General features: G+C 32.2%; 16 protein-coding genes. 8 read left to right on the top strand and 8 right to left on the bottom strand.

Annotated elements, in window-relative coordinates; translation table 11 throughout:
* Positions 1 to 47: 47 nt before the first annotated feature.
* The 4 genes from AC3IPI_RS01470 to AC3IPI_RS01455 form a co-directional block, all read right to left on the bottom strand.
* Positions 48 to 380 (bottom strand): hypothetical protein, encoded by a 333-nt coding sequence (locus AC3IPI_RS01470; protein WP_039114456.1) that lies wholly within the window; start codon positions 378 to 380, stop codon positions 48 to 50.
* 252 nt (positions 381 to 632) lie between these two features.
* On the bottom strand, positions 633 to 1,184 hold the full coding sequence (locus AC3IPI_RS01465; protein WP_489156679.1) for a hypothetical protein: 552 nt from the start codon (positions 1,182 to 1,184) through the stop codon (positions 633 to 635).
* A 5-nt stretch (positions 1,185 to 1,189) separates the two neighbouring features.
* The gene (locus AC3IPI_RS01460; RefSeq protein WP_489156677.1) at positions 1,190 to 2,569 is read right to left on the bottom strand and encodes a hypothetical protein; all 1,380 of its coding nucleotides are present in this window, start codon (positions 2,567 to 2,569) and stop codon (positions 1,190 to 1,192) included.
* Between the two features lie 5 nt (positions 2,570 to 2,574).
* Entirely contained in the window at positions 2,575 to 3,144 is a 570-nt protein-coding gene (locus AC3IPI_RS01455) for a YceI family protein (protein WP_489156675.1), read from the bottom strand.
* A 317-nt stretch (positions 3,145 to 3,461) separates the two neighbouring features.
* On the opposite strand from AC3IPI_RS01455, the gene rlmN reads away from it, so the two are divergent.
* The gene (gene rlmN, locus AC3IPI_RS01450; protein WP_039114462.1) at positions 3,462 to 4,511 is read left to right on the top strand and encodes a dual-specificity RNA methyltransferase RlmN; all 1,050 of its coding nucleotides are present in this window, start codon (positions 3,462 to 3,464) and stop codon (positions 4,509 to 4,511) included.
* An 81-nt stretch (positions 4,512 to 4,592) separates the two neighbouring features.
* On the opposite strand, the gene AC3IPI_RS01445 is transcribed toward rlmN, so the two are convergent.
* On the bottom strand, positions 4,593 to 5,453 hold the full coding sequence (locus AC3IPI_RS01445; protein WP_489156672.1) for a hypothetical protein: 861 nt from the start codon (positions 5,451 to 5,453) through the stop codon (positions 4,593 to 4,595).
* A gap of 252 nt (positions 5,454 to 5,705) precedes the next feature.
* On the opposite strand from AC3IPI_RS01445, the gene AC3IPI_RS01440 reads away from it, so the two are divergent.
* Entirely contained in the window at positions 5,706 to 6,683 is a 978-nt protein-coding gene (locus tag AC3IPI_RS01440) for a polyprenyl synthetase family protein (RefSeq protein ID WP_039114464.1), read from the top strand.
* A 10-nt stretch (positions 6,684 to 6,693) separates the two neighbouring features.
* Here the strand turns inward: AC3IPI_RS01440 and AC3IPI_RS01435 are convergent, their stop codons facing one another.
* Positions 6,694 to 7,176 carry a carboxypeptidase-like regulatory domain-containing protein gene (locus tag AC3IPI_RS01435; RefSeq protein WP_409417391.1) on the bottom strand — a complete coding sequence of 161 codons (483 nt, stop codon included), beginning with the start codon at positions 7,174 to 7,176 and terminating at the stop codon, positions 6,694 to 6,696.
* 324 nt (positions 7,177 to 7,500) lie between these two features.
* On the opposite strand from AC3IPI_RS01435, the gene AC3IPI_RS01430 reads away from it, so the two are divergent.
* The 4 genes from AC3IPI_RS01430 to dnaG all read left to right on the top strand — a co-directional run bounded on the left by AC3IPI_RS01430 (position 7,501) and on the right by dnaG (position 12,077).
* Entirely contained in the window at positions 7,501 to 8,061 is a 561-nt protein-coding gene (locus AC3IPI_RS01430) for an RNA polymerase sigma factor (RefSeq protein ID WP_489156670.1), read from the top strand.
* Entirely contained in the window at positions 8,048 to 8,773 is a 726-nt protein-coding gene (locus AC3IPI_RS01425; protein WP_489156668.1) for a hypothetical protein, read from the top strand. The genes AC3IPI_RS01430 and AC3IPI_RS01425 overlap by 14 nt, the downstream gene beginning before the upstream one ends.
* A 67-nt stretch (positions 8,774 to 8,840) precedes the next feature.
* Entirely contained in the window at positions 8,841 to 9,878 is a 1,038-nt protein-coding gene (locus AC3IPI_RS01420) for a F0F1 ATP synthase subunit B family protein (RefSeq protein WP_489156666.1), read from the top strand.
* Positions 9,879 to 10,007: 129 nt separating this feature from the next.
* Positions 10,008 to 12,077: a DNA primase gene (dnaG, locus tag AC3IPI_RS01415; RefSeq protein ID WP_323488740.1), complete on the top strand. Its 2,070-nt coding sequence runs from the start codon at positions 10,008 to 10,010 to the stop codon at positions 12,075 to 12,077.
* Here dnaG and AC3IPI_RS01410 read toward each other — a convergent pair.
* A complete protein-coding gene (locus tag AC3IPI_RS01410) occupies positions 12,074 to 12,703 on the bottom strand; it encodes a LuxR C-terminal-related transcriptional regulator (RefSeq protein WP_035618090.1) in 630 nt (209 codons plus the stop codon). The genes dnaG and AC3IPI_RS01410 overlap by 4 nt on opposite strands.
* Before the next feature lie 92 nt (positions 12,704 to 12,795).
* Positions 12,796 to 13,602, bottom strand: coding sequence for an NAD(+) synthase (gene nadE, locus AC3IPI_RS01405; RefSeq protein WP_489156663.1), 807 nt, complete (start codon positions 13,600 to 13,602; stop codon positions 12,796 to 12,798).
* A gap of 100 nt (positions 13,603 to 13,702) precedes the next feature.
* Between nadE and gldB the strand changes: the two genes are divergently transcribed.
* Together gldB and gldC are read left to right on the top strand one after the other, a co-directional pair.
* The gene (gene gldB, locus AC3IPI_RS01400) at positions 13,703 to 14,659 is read left to right on the top strand and encodes a gliding motility lipoprotein GldB (RefSeq protein WP_039114472.1); all 957 of its coding nucleotides are present in this window, start codon (positions 13,703 to 13,705) and stop codon (positions 14,657 to 14,659) included.
* Entirely contained in the window at positions 14,659 to 15,003 is a 345-nt protein-coding gene (gene gldC, locus AC3IPI_RS01395; RefSeq protein ID WP_039114473.1) for a gliding motility protein GldC, read from the top strand. Before gldB ends, gldC begins: the two co-directional genes overlap by 1 nt.
* Positions 15,004 to 15,113: the final 110 nt, after the last annotated feature.

The following is a 15,113-nucleotide window of genomic DNA, read 5'->3' as shown; positions in this document are numbered from 1 at the left end:
AAACCATTCGCCGTGACGAATGGTTTTAATTTTCATGACAATGAAAATTATTTTTTTAAAGCATCATTAACTTCTTTGGCTGTTTTTACAGTTCCGTCTTTTGCAGCTTTTGCAGCATTTTCTACTTTTTTAGCTCCTTTTTCTGTAGCGTCTTTTACATCTTCAGCAGCTTTTTTAGTAGCATCTTTTACATCTTTGGCAGCATCTTCAACTTTAGTTACGGCTGTATCTTTTACTTCTTTAATGTCAGTAGTTAATGAGTCTACTTTGTTTCCAAGCGTTAATTCATCTTCAGTAGGTTTTGGCTCTTCTTTTTTACATGACTGAACAGCTAAACTTAATAAGGCAACTAATGCTAAACTTAAAATTTGTTTTTTCATAATGAATTAATTTTTTTAGGTTGATAAAATTTAACGTTTATAGAGCTGAAAAATAAAGATACACATTTTAAAATGATTGCGCGCTTTGTAATATTATTTTCCCTTTGATAGAAAAACAATTCTCGTGCCAAGTTTTATATTCGGAAAGATTTAGTAGAAAGATTTTTAAAATCAAAAAGGTACCCATGTAGAGTACCTTTAAAAAAAAACATGATAATATTTTAAAAAGAAATGATGAGTTTTTCCACTCACTTAGTTTTTGTACAAACTAAAATTAATAACAATGTCATCTTTTACTTTAATTAAACCAGCCATCTTTACGGGTGGTGCTAATTCAATATCTGAGAACTTTAAATTAAGTGATCCTTCGATTTTTTTATCAGTAGTATATAATATGAAATCTTTGTATATCAGGGTTTTATTTGTGATGTAAAAAGCCAGCGTACATTTGTAATTTTTGCCACTAGGTTTTATGTCTGTAATATACACAATACTGTTAGGGAAGGTTTTTATCTTTACAGTTCCTTGTAAATCTTTTGTCATTATTTTGTTTCCGCAATCAAAATTTGACATCTTGATTTCAGTATTAAATGCATTTTTTTTTGTTGAATTTAAATAAATGGTATCTTTTTTAAGGAAGATATTGGAGCAATTGTAATTGCCGACAGTTGATACTCCTGTAATTTCTATTTTTATTTTATTTATTATTAAAACAGTATCATCTGTTAAAAAAGTGGGTTTAGCACTTCCCAGGGAAAGAAAAATGACTAAACCCAAAATTAAAATTAGAAATCTATTTTTCATTTTATTTAGAATGAAATTGTTGCTTCAAACATTAGTCCTTCAAATTTTCCTCCGTAAAAGTCATTTGGCATTGAAACTCCGCCTACATTTCCAAATTGTTGGTAGTTTTTGTAGTTCTGTTGCACGTATGAAAGTTTTGCTAAAATGTTTTTAGTCATAAACCAACCTGCAGCAGCTTCAAATCTATTTACTTGTACAGCATCAGCATCAGAGTTACGTAGTTTTCCGTCGACTAAATTGTATTTAGCACCAACATATAGATTTTCATGATTTCCAAAACGATAAACTAAATCTCCAACATATTGATTGACATTACGAGTATCATCTGTTCCTTTATAGTCACCTCCTGAAGCAAATTCTAAAGTACCAAAGAATTCAAATCCTTTATATTTTATAAACGGGTTAATCATGTAAGAAGTGGCCCAGTTTCCGAATCCCGGATTAAATCTACCAGTGTCTTTATTGCTCTCTGAATCTAAAATATTTGAACTTGGGTAACCTATCGTTCCAGCGTGCGTCATTACGCTATAAAAACGACTTCCTGCTCTATCAGAACTATATAAGTTTCCGCTAGAATTTGCTGTATGATAGTAAGATCCGGTAAGTCTGATTCTTAAATCACTGTCAATTTGTTTGTCCCAACCTAGTTTAGCTAAGATTGTAGGGCTAATAGTTGTATTTTGATCTGGAGCAAGTTCTGTAGCTGTTCCAGGAATAACTTCTTGTACGTTTTGATTTAATTTAGAGTTTGTTACTCCAATCATACTTACAAAACCGCTTCTGTTATAATATATTTCAGCTCCCATTTCGGTAGTAAAAGCATCCATGATATTGTTTCCAATAAAAGGGTTTGTTATCGTATAAGCATTGTTACTTCTTCTAAAATGCGCATCACCATAGTTGTTTTCCATTTGACCTATTTTGATGGTGGTATATTTCATAACATCTTCAAGAAGCCCTTTTTTAATGAAATCTAATTTGTCAATTTGCAAGTATCCACCTTGTACCCAGGTTTCATGGTGGTGTCTGGAAGCAAGATATATGTCTAAGTTTACACGTACCCCATCTGCTAATTGTGCACCTATTGTCATATTAGCATTTGGTAAATTAAAGTCGTTAGTTAGATTGTTTAATCTGTACTCGGCATTCGCTCCGGTTAAGTTTCTTTGGTCATTGAACGAATTCAAGGCTTGAAATTGCAAGGCAAATGCACCGCCCAGATCAACACTAATGCCTTTGTAAGCAGTGGTATCTTTTTTGACATCAAATACATTGATGGCTCTCTGGTCACGAGGAATTTGATTCTGCATATGTCCAAAACTTAGCTGTGCATTTGCAGCAACCGTGCTTGCTAATGCTATAAATAGTAGATAGATTTTTTTCATGATTATTATAAATTAAAGTTTAAATTGAATTTTATGGTTAAGTTTTCTCCAGTTTTAATTGTTCCTAATAATGCAGTTGGAGATTTCATTCCAAATTCAGTAAAAGTGATTTTGTTGCTGCCTTGTAAGGATGCCGCATCTTTGGTAACTGTAGTTTTTACTTGTGTTTTTATTACTTTGCTTACTCCGGCTATGGTGTAAGTTCCAGTAAGTTCCCATGTAGTTTCATTAATCTTTTCGGCAGATTTTAAAACATATTTAATGTTTTTGAATTTGTCTGTTTTTAAAGTTTTGTACGCCACCTTATCCATACTAGTTTTCTCGCTTTTAATGCTCTCTGCAGGTAGGGTAATATCAATACTGTTGATGCTAACTAATTTTGAATCTGCGATAGTGAAATTAGCTGTTCCTGTTTTTGAGTCAGATTTCATTTCCCAGTCATGCATTGTAGATGTTCCAGAAACTGAGTAACTAGTTTTTGCGTCTAGTGTGTAGTTTTTTTGAGCATTTGAAGACAATACGATTCCGAAGAAAAGTACTGTTGAAAGGAATAATTTGTTTTTTGGTAATTTCATTTTTCTGAGTATTAAATTGTTATCGAAAAGTTTGATTTGTAGCTTTTAAATTATATTTATCAGCAGCTAATCGTGGTATTTGTTTGAGTCAAATTTAACACACATAAAGAGCTCTTGAGATGATATAAATCATTGTTAAAATTTTATTAAAGCCCTATCTATAGCTACAACGATGTAGTATAATCGATGTTTTTTAGGGTAAGAAATTACATGGTTTTTTACGGATATAATTGCCTTTATTTTAGATTCTATTATCGGTTTTAGATTATATATGATAGTCGATTAAAAATGAGCAAATACTTTAGTAACTTTGCAGCATGCAAATGGAGAAAAAAGATATACGAGCCTTATCAAAAGAGGAATTGCGCGATTTTTTTGTCGCTAATAATGACAAAGCTTTTCGCGGAAATCAAGTTTACGAGTGGTTATGGAGTAAAGGAGCACATAGTTTTGATGATATGACCAATGTTGCTAAGGCAACACGTTCTATGCTCGAAGATAATTTTGTTATCAATCATATTAAGGTTGATACAATGCAACGCAGTAGCGATGGTACAGTAAAGAATGCTGTACGCTTACATGACGGATTAGTTGTAGAGTCGGTTTTAATACCAACCCAAACAAGGACTACGGCTTGTGTATCTAGCCAGGTAGGTTGTAGCTTAGATTGTAATTTTTGCGCAACAGCGAGATTAAAAAGAATGCGAAATCTAGAACCTGCAGAGATTTATGATCAGGTAATAGCTATAGATAAAGAAAGTCGTTTGTATTATAATCATCCGCTATCGAATATTGTGTTTATGGGAATGGGAGAACCACTCATGAATTATAACAATGTTATGAAAGCAATTGATATGATTACCTCTACAGAAGGATTAGGAATGTCACCAAAACGTATTATGGTATCGACATCGGGAATTCCTAAGATGATTAAAAAAATGGCCGATGATGATGTTAAATTCAAATTGGCGGTTTCATTACACTCGGCAATCGATGAAATCCGTTCTCGAATTATGCCTTTTAGTAAAAACTTTCCTTTGGCAGATTTACGAGAATCATTAGAATATTGGTACAGAAAGACTAAATGCAAAGTTTCATACGAATACGTAGTTTGGAAAGGAATTAACGACGATAAAGCATCGATTGATGCCTTGGTAAAGTTTTGTAAATACATACCATGTAAGGTCAACCTTATTGAATATAATCCAATCGATGATGGAGAGTTTCAGCAAGCTTCAGAAGAATCGATTAATGCGTACATAAAAGCATTAGAAAATATAGGGATTGTGGTAAAAGTACGCAGAAGCAGAGGAAAAGATATTGATGCTGCTTGTGGGCAATTGGCCAATAAAGAAGCAGAAGTTTAGAATTACTTTAGTATAAAAATAAAAAAGCATTAAAAACGAGATCACCACTTGTTTTTAATGCTTTTCTCTTTATAAATCAGCTTATTTTTTTAAATGAATTTCTTCCGAAACGCCATCTCTTGTAACAACAGCAAGGTCATCACAATCACCATTTCCAAAATCAATTAAAGCCTTAGCCTCATTTTTAGTAATAGAAATAGAACCTTTTACAGGGAATGGTTTTTTGCATGCCATAGAGAATTCTAGAGGAAGTATAATTTCGGTCGAAATTTTATCACCATTAGGGAACGTAGTTTCTCCAGTACCAGTGATAATAAAAGTGTTATCGTCCCAATTAAACCAAGTGTCGAAACCAGCAATCATTTCCTTTGTTAAAGTACCAGTTCGTTTGTAGATTTTCCCATCTTCAAATGTAATTGTCATGTCGATTGCCGAAGTAGATACAGGGTGAACAGTTGCTAATAAAGCAGTTGCTTTTTGTGTTAGGCTTATGCTTTTGCTACCTTGTATTTTATTACCATTGTGGTAAAAGTTCTCAAAACTGTATGTGATTGTATGTTCAGAGCTTGAGAAATCATTTGTAAACGAAATGGTAATTTTTCCTTTCAATGTATTTCCGTTAGATAAGGTACAACCTTCAGTGCCAAAATCGATAGTTCTTGTCCATGTATTGTCTGTTAATACAGTTGTAATGACGGCGCATTCTGGTAAAAAGCTTTTAATAACTCCAGTTGCTTTTCGGGAACTGTTTTGTTGTGCGCCAAATTGGTCTTCTGCAATATTTGAAACATCATCAATCGATGCATCAATTTTTGAGTTTGTAGCTATTTCATCGTTTGAAATAGTTTTAGATGAAACATCTTGTCTTGTTTCATCTGAATTACAACTAATGAAAAACGAAAAAGTTGCAATGGCTCCCAATAATAAAATCTTTGTTTTCATAATAAGTAATTTAGATTTCTTGTAATTAATGAATTAAATTAAAGTGGAGATTATATTGTAGATTTTGAGTTAATGCTATTTTATAAAGGAGAAATAAAATAGTAACGACACAATTAGACTATGCTAATAATGAGCTTTCGAGTAAATAAGGTTTACTTGAATGTGAATAGTGTATAAAAAGTTACAAATGTTGATATACTTCTATAAAATAGACAACGTTTTTTTATTTAAAATAGTATATTTGGAATCGAAATGAATATTACCTCACAAATAAAGCAGCCCATTTTTAACGAAATGGAACTTTTTGAAAAAAAGTTCCATGAATCGATGACTTCAAAGGTGGCTTTGCTTAACAGAATTACCTATTATATCGTAAATCGAAAAGGAAAACAAATGCGACCTATGTTTGTTTTCTTGACAGCAAAAATGGTTTCAGAAGGAATCGTGAACGAACGTACTTATCGAGGAGCATCGGTTATAGAGTTAATTCATACTGCTACTTTGGTTCATGATGATGTTGTAGATGATAGTAACCGTCGTCGTGGTTTTTTCTCTATCAATGCACTTTGGAAAAATAAAATAGCTGTTCTGGTTGGAGATTATTTACTATCAAAAGGATTGTTACTTTCTATAGATAACGGTGATTTTGATTTACTTAAAATAATATCTGTTGCTGTACGCGAAATGAGCGAAGGCGAATTACTTCAGATAGAAAAAGCAAGAAGACTAGATATTACCGAGGATGTTTATTATGAAATTATCCGAAAAAAGACAGCGACACTTATTGCTGCTTGTTGTGCACTTGGCGCAAAATCGGTTATAGAAGATGAAGTTCAGGTAGAGAACATGCGTAAATTTGGAGAGCTTATAGGAATGGCTTTTCAGATAAAGGATGATTTATTCGATTATAGCGAAGAAGCTATAGGTAAACCTACCGGAATAGATATTAAAGAGCAAAAAATGACTTTGCCTTTAATTCATGTTCTAAATAACTGTACCTCTAAAGAAAAAAGCTGGCTTATTAATTCTATCAAAAACCATAATAAAGACAAAAAGCGTGTAAAAGAAGTTATTGCTTTTGTAAAAGATAATAATGGTTTGGCTTACGCCGAAAATAAAATGGTAGAATTTCAGCAAGAAGCACTCTCACTACTCAACAATTATTCAGATTCAGAATTCAAAGCAGCCTTGACTTTGATGGTGAACTACGTTATCGAAAGAAAAAAGTAAGGATTAAATTTTATTTTTTCTTTGTTTTCTTTTTCGATGGAAGTGAAAATTCTTGTGCTGGTACCGTTATATATTCGACTATATTTATTCTTGATCCCAGATTTAAATTAATTTCCTGAATTTGGCAATCGCTAAGATCGATTTTTTCAATTTTGAATTTCCCATAAGATCTTTTTGAAAATAATATGGAGTAAACACCTCTTTCAATATTAATATCGAAAAGCCCGTCATCATTTGTTTCATAAAAGCTTGTGATTTTAGAAGATAAATTTGTCAAAGATATCTCTACGCTTTCAACGCTGCGTAATTGACGATCAAAAGTTTTACCTTTAATTTTAGCCAAACCAGTATTCGAATATCCAATGCTTTTATTCTCCACTTTTATTGAATCTGCTTTTTCTTCTTTAGAAAAGCCAGTGATTGCTTTATTCTCATTTTGAGAAAAAAGTAATACTGAAAAAAGACAAAAAATTGAGCTTAATATTATTTTCATTGTAATTTGGTTTCTTGCTAAAATAGGAAATATAATCTATTCAGAAATTAACTAAGTATATGCGGACCAGGAAATAGAGGTTGGTCTGAAATACTTGCTATCTTTAATTCTCCTTAAGTTTGTATCAAATAAAAAATAATTAGAAAATTAACTAAATAAAAAAAAAACAAGTTTATTTGTTTGTAAATCAGTGTTTTGTTTGTTTTTTTTGGAATTTGTAATTTATTTTTTGATTTTTTTTCAACCCAGATGCAACCATTTCGAAACGACAATCGTCTATGCTAATAGAAGACCATTGCAAAACCAAAAACCGAAAGCTTATTAATGAAAATTATCCATTTACATCAAGAAGAAACTGAAATCATTCAGTTGGCTATCGATAATAATCGACAGGCTCAGCAGCAGATATACAGTAAGTTTTCTTCGAAAATGTTAAGTGTTTGCCGACAGTATATTAAAGACATTCAACTAGCAGAAGATGTAATGATAACATCATTTATGAAAGTCTTTGTAAACCTTAATAAATTTGAAAATAAAGGAAGTTTTGAAGGATGGATTCGAAGGATAATGGTAAACGAATGCATCTCATATCTCCGGGTTCAAAAAAAGGTGAAATTTATAGAAGATGAAAATTATACTGAAGAGAGTTTTAATGGCATCGAAAGTCAATTATCTACAGATCAAATTCAGTTTTTAATAGACAGCTTACCAGATGGTTATAAGATGGTTTTTAACCTTTATGCTATCGAAGGATATAAGCACAATGAAATTGCAACGATGCTGGGGATTAATGAAGGAACGTCAAAGTCACAATTATCACATGCTCGTAAAATGCTGCAAAAGCAAATTATTATATTAAAAAAACAAGAAAATGGAACCGAATAAAATAGAAAAAGAGTTTCGTGAAAAACTAAATGAAAGAGAAATCAACCCTAGCAATAATGCTTGGGATAGATTAGATGCGATGCTGAATGTTGCCGAAGAAACTAAGCCAAAACGAAAATATACCTGGATGTATGTTGCGGCAGGTTTTATCGGTTTCTTATTGATAAGCACGATTTATTTTAGTCAAAGAGAGGCTCCAGTTAATAACCTGAATGTTACAGTAGTTGTTAAAGAAGAAGTAAAAGATTCAGTCGCTAAACCAAATAAGCCAGAAGATAAAATAATCTTGAACCCTTTAAATACAGATGCAGTTGTAATAAAGGAGACAAAGAAAAATAGTGAAGAAAAAAATGAAAAAGTAAATCAAAATAAAATAAATCAAAATCAAGTAGCGGAGCGTTCAATCATCAAAGAAACCAATAACGAGAATTGGAAAAACAATCAAAAAACAGAATCAAAAATTAATCAAACAACAATCGCAGACAATTCAAAAAGTGCAACTGTAGATCAATTACTGACATCAGCAGAAAAAACTTTAGTAATGGGGAAAACAGATCAGCAAAAAGCTAAAGTTAAGGTAAATGCTAATGAGTTACTTTCTCAAGTCGATGGAGAGTTAGAGCTTTCATTTAGAGAAAAAGTAATTAATAAAGTCAATAAAAATTACCAAACTGTAAAAGTAGCTTTGGGAAACAGAAATGCTGAAGAATAGCTATTGCAATAATCAAAATTAAAATCATCATCAATCAAAAAATCAATCAATTTTTAAAAAAATCACCATGAGAAATTTTACCATTTACTTAGTCCTCATTCTATTTTTATTTGTTAGCAAAATGATAGGGCAAGAGACATTTGAATCCAGAGCAAAATCTATTGCAAACAAAATCGAAAAAATAACTAAAGATGAAAAAGCTGCTTTGAAAGAAGAAGTAGAAGTTGTAAATGTTCAACTTTCTGAAGGGAAAATAACCAGAGAAGAAGCTGATAAAAAGAAAAAACAATTAGCGGAAGCAAGAGCGATTATAATAGAAGAGAAAATTACGGTTGTACAAAATGAATTAAATGATTTAGTACAACAAAAAGTAGATGGAAAAATAAAAGAAAGAGATTCTGTAAAAAAGTATATGATTAGGCTTTGCAAAGGATGTGGAAAAGGAAAAGATTCGATTTACAGAGAAAAGAGAACTACTTCACAATTTGTGTTTGCAGCAGGAATAAATAATTTAGTAACCGATGGAAGTTTAAAAAACTCCGATTACAAATTTATGGGTTCGCATTTTTACGAATGGGGATTTACATTTAATTCCAGGATTTTAAAAGATCATAATTTGCTTCATGCTAAATACGGATTGTCATTAATGTATAATAATATTAGACCTACAGAGAACCGTAATTTTGTGGTAGACGGGGATAAGACCGTTCTGGAAGTTAATCCTGTAAATCTAGATGAATCCCGTTTTAGAAATGTTTATTTAGTTATACCAGCGCACTTAGAGTTTGATTTTTCGGGAAGTAAACGCGATAGTAATGGAGGTACTTATTTTAGAACTCACAGAAGTTTTCGTTTTGGGCTTGGAGGATATGCGGGGATTAATGTTAAGTCCAAACAAATTCTAAAATATGATCAAGATGATATAAAAGAAAAAGTAATATCAAAAGGCGATTATAATGTAAATAATTTCATTTACGGAGTAAGTGGTTATATGGGATATAGAGATATAAGTTTGTATTTAAAATATGACCTTAACCCTTTGTTTGCTGACAATGATATAAAACAAAACAATGTTTCATTAGGATTACGTTTAGATTTGAATTAAAAAAGTTAGGTTAGTTTTATAGTAATGAAGCACTTCGAGAGAAGTGCTTTTTTTGTTTCATATAATTCAAAATATCAAGTTTGATTTGTGTAATTTTGCAAGCTTCAATCTTTAAAAAAGTAATACGTTTTGATTTCACAAAATACCATAAATACCGTTTTTGAAACTGCTCGAGTAGAGGAGGTAATTGGCGATTTTGTACATTTAAAACGAGCAGGAAGTAACTTTAAGGGATTGAGCCCATTCTCGGATGAGCGCTCGCCATCGTTTATGGTATCGCCTGCAAAAGGTATCTGGAAAGATTTTAGTTCTGGAAAAGGAGGTAACTCTGTTGCTTTCTTGATAGAGCATGAACATTTTACTTACCCAGAAGCCATTCGATATTTGGCAAGAAAATATAATATCGAAATTGAAGAAACCGAACAGACAGATGCTGAAAAAGCGATTACAGATGTTCGTGAAAGTATGTATCTTGTTTCTGAGTTTGCCAAAAAGTATTTTCATAATGTACTTTTAAATACAGATGAAGGTCAGGCAATAGGGCTTTCATATTTTAAAGAAAGAGGGTTTACAAACGAAACAATTAAAAAATTCGAACTAGGATATTCTCCTGAAACTTGGGATGCTTTAACTAAAGAAGCACTCGGTCAGGGATATAAACTTGAATTTCTTGAAAGTACAGGGTTAACAATTCCTAGAGATGACCGTCCGTTTGATCGATTTAAAGGACGTGTTATGTTCCCAATACAAAGTATGTCGGGACGTGTACTTGGTTTTGGAGGACGTATTTTAACCAATGATAAAAAAGCCGCAAAATATTTAAATTCACCAGAGAGTGATATTTACCATAAGAGTAAAGTGTTGTATGGTATTTTTCAGGCCAAACAAGCTATTGCTAAACAAAATAATTGTTTTTTAGTTGAGGGTTATACTGATGTAATTCAGTTTAATCAAGCAGGGATAGAAAATGTAGTTGCATCTTCTGGAACGGCATTAACACCAGATCAGATTAGACTGGTAAATAGATTGACAAAAAACATCACTGTACTTTTTGATGGTGATGCTGCGGGATTACGAGCGTCTATTCGAGGAATCGATTTGATTCTGGAAGAAGGTATGAACGTAAGAGTATGTACTTTCCCTGATGGTGATGACCCGGATAGTTTTGCCAGAAAAACTTCGTATGATGACTTAGTAGCGTACTTAGAAAATAATGCTAAAGACTTTATTCAGTTTAAGGCTTCGTTATTAATGAATGAAGCAAAAAATGATCCTATAAAGAAAGCCGATTTGATTCGGGATATGGTTACGAGTATTTCTAAAATTCCAGATAGAATTCAGCGTGAAGTTTACGTTCAGGAATGTGCCAGAATTATGGATATTTCTGAGCAGGTACTTGTGAGTACTTTAGCTCAGTTGATTCAAAAAGATATTGCAGAAGTTGGTAAAAAGCAAAAGCAGGAGCAAAAACCTTTTGAAGTTTATAGAAACCAAAAACCAAAACAAACAGGGTATTCAGGAGGAGATCCAGAAGACCCAAGAAACGGACCACCCGATGATTATCCAGGTGAGCCAGGATATCCAGTAGAACAGCAAGCAGAAAAAATTGATATTTTATATCATTTAGAACGTAAAGTAATTGAAATTTTATTGCTTTATGGAGATAAGACAGAACTGTTTGAAGATGTTTTCCTGAGAAGTAATGGAGAAGGAGAAATAGAAACTGTTACCGAAAAGAAAGAATACAAAGTTTTTCAGCGAATTTATTTGAGTTTGCAGGAAGATGAGGTAGAGCTTTCTAATAATCTGTTTCGAGATATTTTTACAGACTTAATTGCATTCTATCATCAGAATGAAAAATTTAGTTTGGAGCAATATTTAATGCGTTTGCAGCCTGAATTTGCTCAGGAGGTAACAGATATTCTGATGGAAGATGAAAAAGTTACACTTCATGATTGGGAGGGACAAAATATTTTCGCAAAAGAAAAATCAGAATCTATAAGTCAATACGTAACCGAGACAATTTTGTCTATGCGTTGGTTTTTGGTCGATAAAATAATTGAAGAATTAAAAAGCTCCATAGTATCAGACCCTAAGGAAGATAATATGGAGCTCTTGTTAATGGTGGTAGATTACTCTAAATTAATTAATTCGTTTTCGAGAAAACTTGGGAGGGTAATGTCCCGTTATCATAATTAAATAATCTCTAGTGTTTTGGCTTTATTAACCAAATCTACTAAATTGGTAACGTTTAATTTTGTTAGTAATCTTAGTTTATAAGTACTAATTGTTTTTTCGTTAAGATTTAGAATTTTAGAAATTTCGTTGTTTTTCTTACCATCGCTTAAGTAACGTAATACCTCAATTTCTCTGTTAGAAAGTTTTCGATACAAACGTTCGCTTTTGCTTTGTTTTGCGATCAATGCCATGTTTTTACGTACAGTTTCATTGATGATAATTTTTCCTTCGTGTACTTTGATAATCGAAATCCCCAGAGTTTCTAATTTTTCTGTTTTGTGAATGTATCCCGAAACACCAGCTTTTATGGCATTTGGAGCATACATTTGTTCAGAAAGATTACTGAAGATGATGATTTTTGTTTTTGGAAAGTTTTTCAGAATAGACTTAACTTCAAAAATACTGGCAAGACCTTCTAATTCTAAATCTAAAATTAGAATGTCGATGTCCTTAGTTTGAAGGATGTCTTTTACCATCGTAAAGTTGCCTACATTTGCAACAATTGAAATGTCATCATGGTCTTTAAAATACGACTTAACGCCAAAGTGCGTCACAGGGTGGTTGTCTGCTAAACATACTTTAATCATAGTTTTACCTTTTTAAGAATTGTTCATTTTTTTTGGAACTGTAAAATTAATAAATAAATTCTGTAATTTATTGCAAATCAGTATAAAAATGATTATTTTAACTTTTTAGGTATCGAGCACACAGGTATAGGATTCATTTTGTGTTGATTGGCTGTGTTTAATTTCTTGTATATTTCGAAAACAATTTTTTCTCTTCCTACAAAGTCAGCAGCCGATTTTCCTAGCTCATCGGCTAACATTGCCGCTTCTAATTCGTCATAACTTGCACCCAATTGGTCTTCATCTGTTCTATTATCTCCAAATAAACCATCGGTTGGGGCAGCTGTTAAAATTGTGTTAGGAATTTCAAGAAATAGCCCTAAAGCATACACGTCAGATTTCATTAAATCGGCAATTGGACTCAAATCTACGCCACCATCACCGTATTTTGTATAAAAACCTACTCCAAAATCTTCAACTTTGTTTCCTGTTCCAGCAACCAATAATCCGTAAATTCCAGCCAAATAATACAAACTTGTCATGCGTAAACGAGCACGAGTGTTGGCAAGCGATAAATTTACTTTTGCAATATCGGCATCATGTGGAGTTGAGGCTTTAAAAGCTTCAAAAGTACTTGTTAAGTCAGTTTCGATATTAGAGACATTTGGGAATCGTTTTTTTAGTTGTTCAATGTGTTCTCGTCCTCTGGAAACTTGATTTGGAGCTTGATGTATTGGCATTTCTACACATAAAACCTTTAATCCTGTTTGAGCGCATAATGTTGAGGTTACAGCTGAGTCGACACCACCAGAAATTCCTATAATAAAACCATTCACTTTAGCATTGTTAGCATAATCTTTTAACCACTCTACAATGTAGGTATTTACTTTTTCTGTTTGAATAGTGCTTTTTTTAGCCATAATAGTTTAAGTTTTAAAATGCAGGAATGTATATTTGCACAATTATATTTAAGTAGTCTTTACTTAGATAATTTTGCAACACAAACTTAATTAAAATAAAATGAAAATATATCGGTTTGCTATCGCTCTATCTGTCTTTTTTTTGTCCTGTGACCAAAAAAGCAAAATTGAAAAAGCGGTAGAAGAAATTCCTGTTGATATTAAAGTAGAACGCTTTGATAAAGTGTTTTTTGAGACCCAGCCAAAAGATTTGGGTAAAGTAAAAAAAGAATACCCGTATTTTTTTCCTGCAGGAAATGATGATGCGGTTTGGATAGAGAAAATGCAGAATCCGCTTTGGAGAGAATTGTATACCGAAGTTCAGAAAAAGTATGGAGATTTTGAGCCAGTTCGAAAAGAGTTTAATACTTTATTCCAACATATAGAGTACTATTTTCCTAAAACTAAAACGCCAAAGGTTATTACTATAATATCTGAGATGGATTATAATAATAAAGCAATTTATGCCGATAGTCTGGTTGTTGTAGCGCTAGAGTTGTATTTAGGAAAAGAACATAAGTTTTATCAATTCCCAAATTATATAAAAGAGAATTTTGAAGAGAAACAAATTATGCCAGATGTGGTTTCTAGTTTTTCGATGAAGAAAATCTCACCAGTTACCGATAAGAATTTAATTAGCAAAATGGTATATTATGGAAAGCAATTGTATTTAAAAGATTTGCTTTTGCCAGATTATACCGATGCAGATAAGATAGGATACACACCAGAACAAATAAAATGGTGTGAAGAGAATGAAGGATATATGTGGCGTTATTTTATAGAGAAAGAAATGTTGTATAGTGATGATGCAAAACTTACAACACGATTTATAAATACAGCACCATTTTCTAAATTTTACCTAGAAATAGATAACGAATCTCCAGGACGCGTTGGAACCTGGATTGGTTGGCAGATTGTACGTTCATACATGAAAAACAATGATGTGTCGATAGAACAATTATTAAAAACCAACGCAAAAGAAATTTTTGAAAAGTCAAAATATAAACCTAAGAAGTAATGTCAGATAATAAACAACAAACCTCAGAAATTAAATTCCTTATAGAATTAGACGAAAACCGTGTGCCAGAAAAATTAAAATGGTCGGCAAAAGATGGTGGAGTTGAAGCTCAGGATGCTAAAGCAATTATGCTTTCTATCTGGGATAGTAAGGTGCAGGAAACAATGCGTATTGATTTATGGACTAAAGATATGCCTGTGGATGAAATGAAAATTTTCTTTCACCAGACTTTAGTAGCTATGGCAGATACTTTTAAACGTGCTACAGACGATGAAAAAATGTCGGATACAATGAAAGATTTCTGTGATTATTTCGCTGAAAAGCTAGAATTGAAAAAATCGTAATTGAATACAAAATAGAAAATCCCATTCGCCGCGGCGAGGGCACTGAAAAAGTCCTTTTCACGAATAAATTGTTAATTAAAAGGAGTAGAAGCTAAAAGTTTCTGCTCCTT

The organism is Flavobacterium sp. GL_143, from assembly GCF_057834355.1.
Note: the sequence above shows the minus strand (reverse complement) of the source record. Positions and strands in the feature narration are given on the sequence as shown.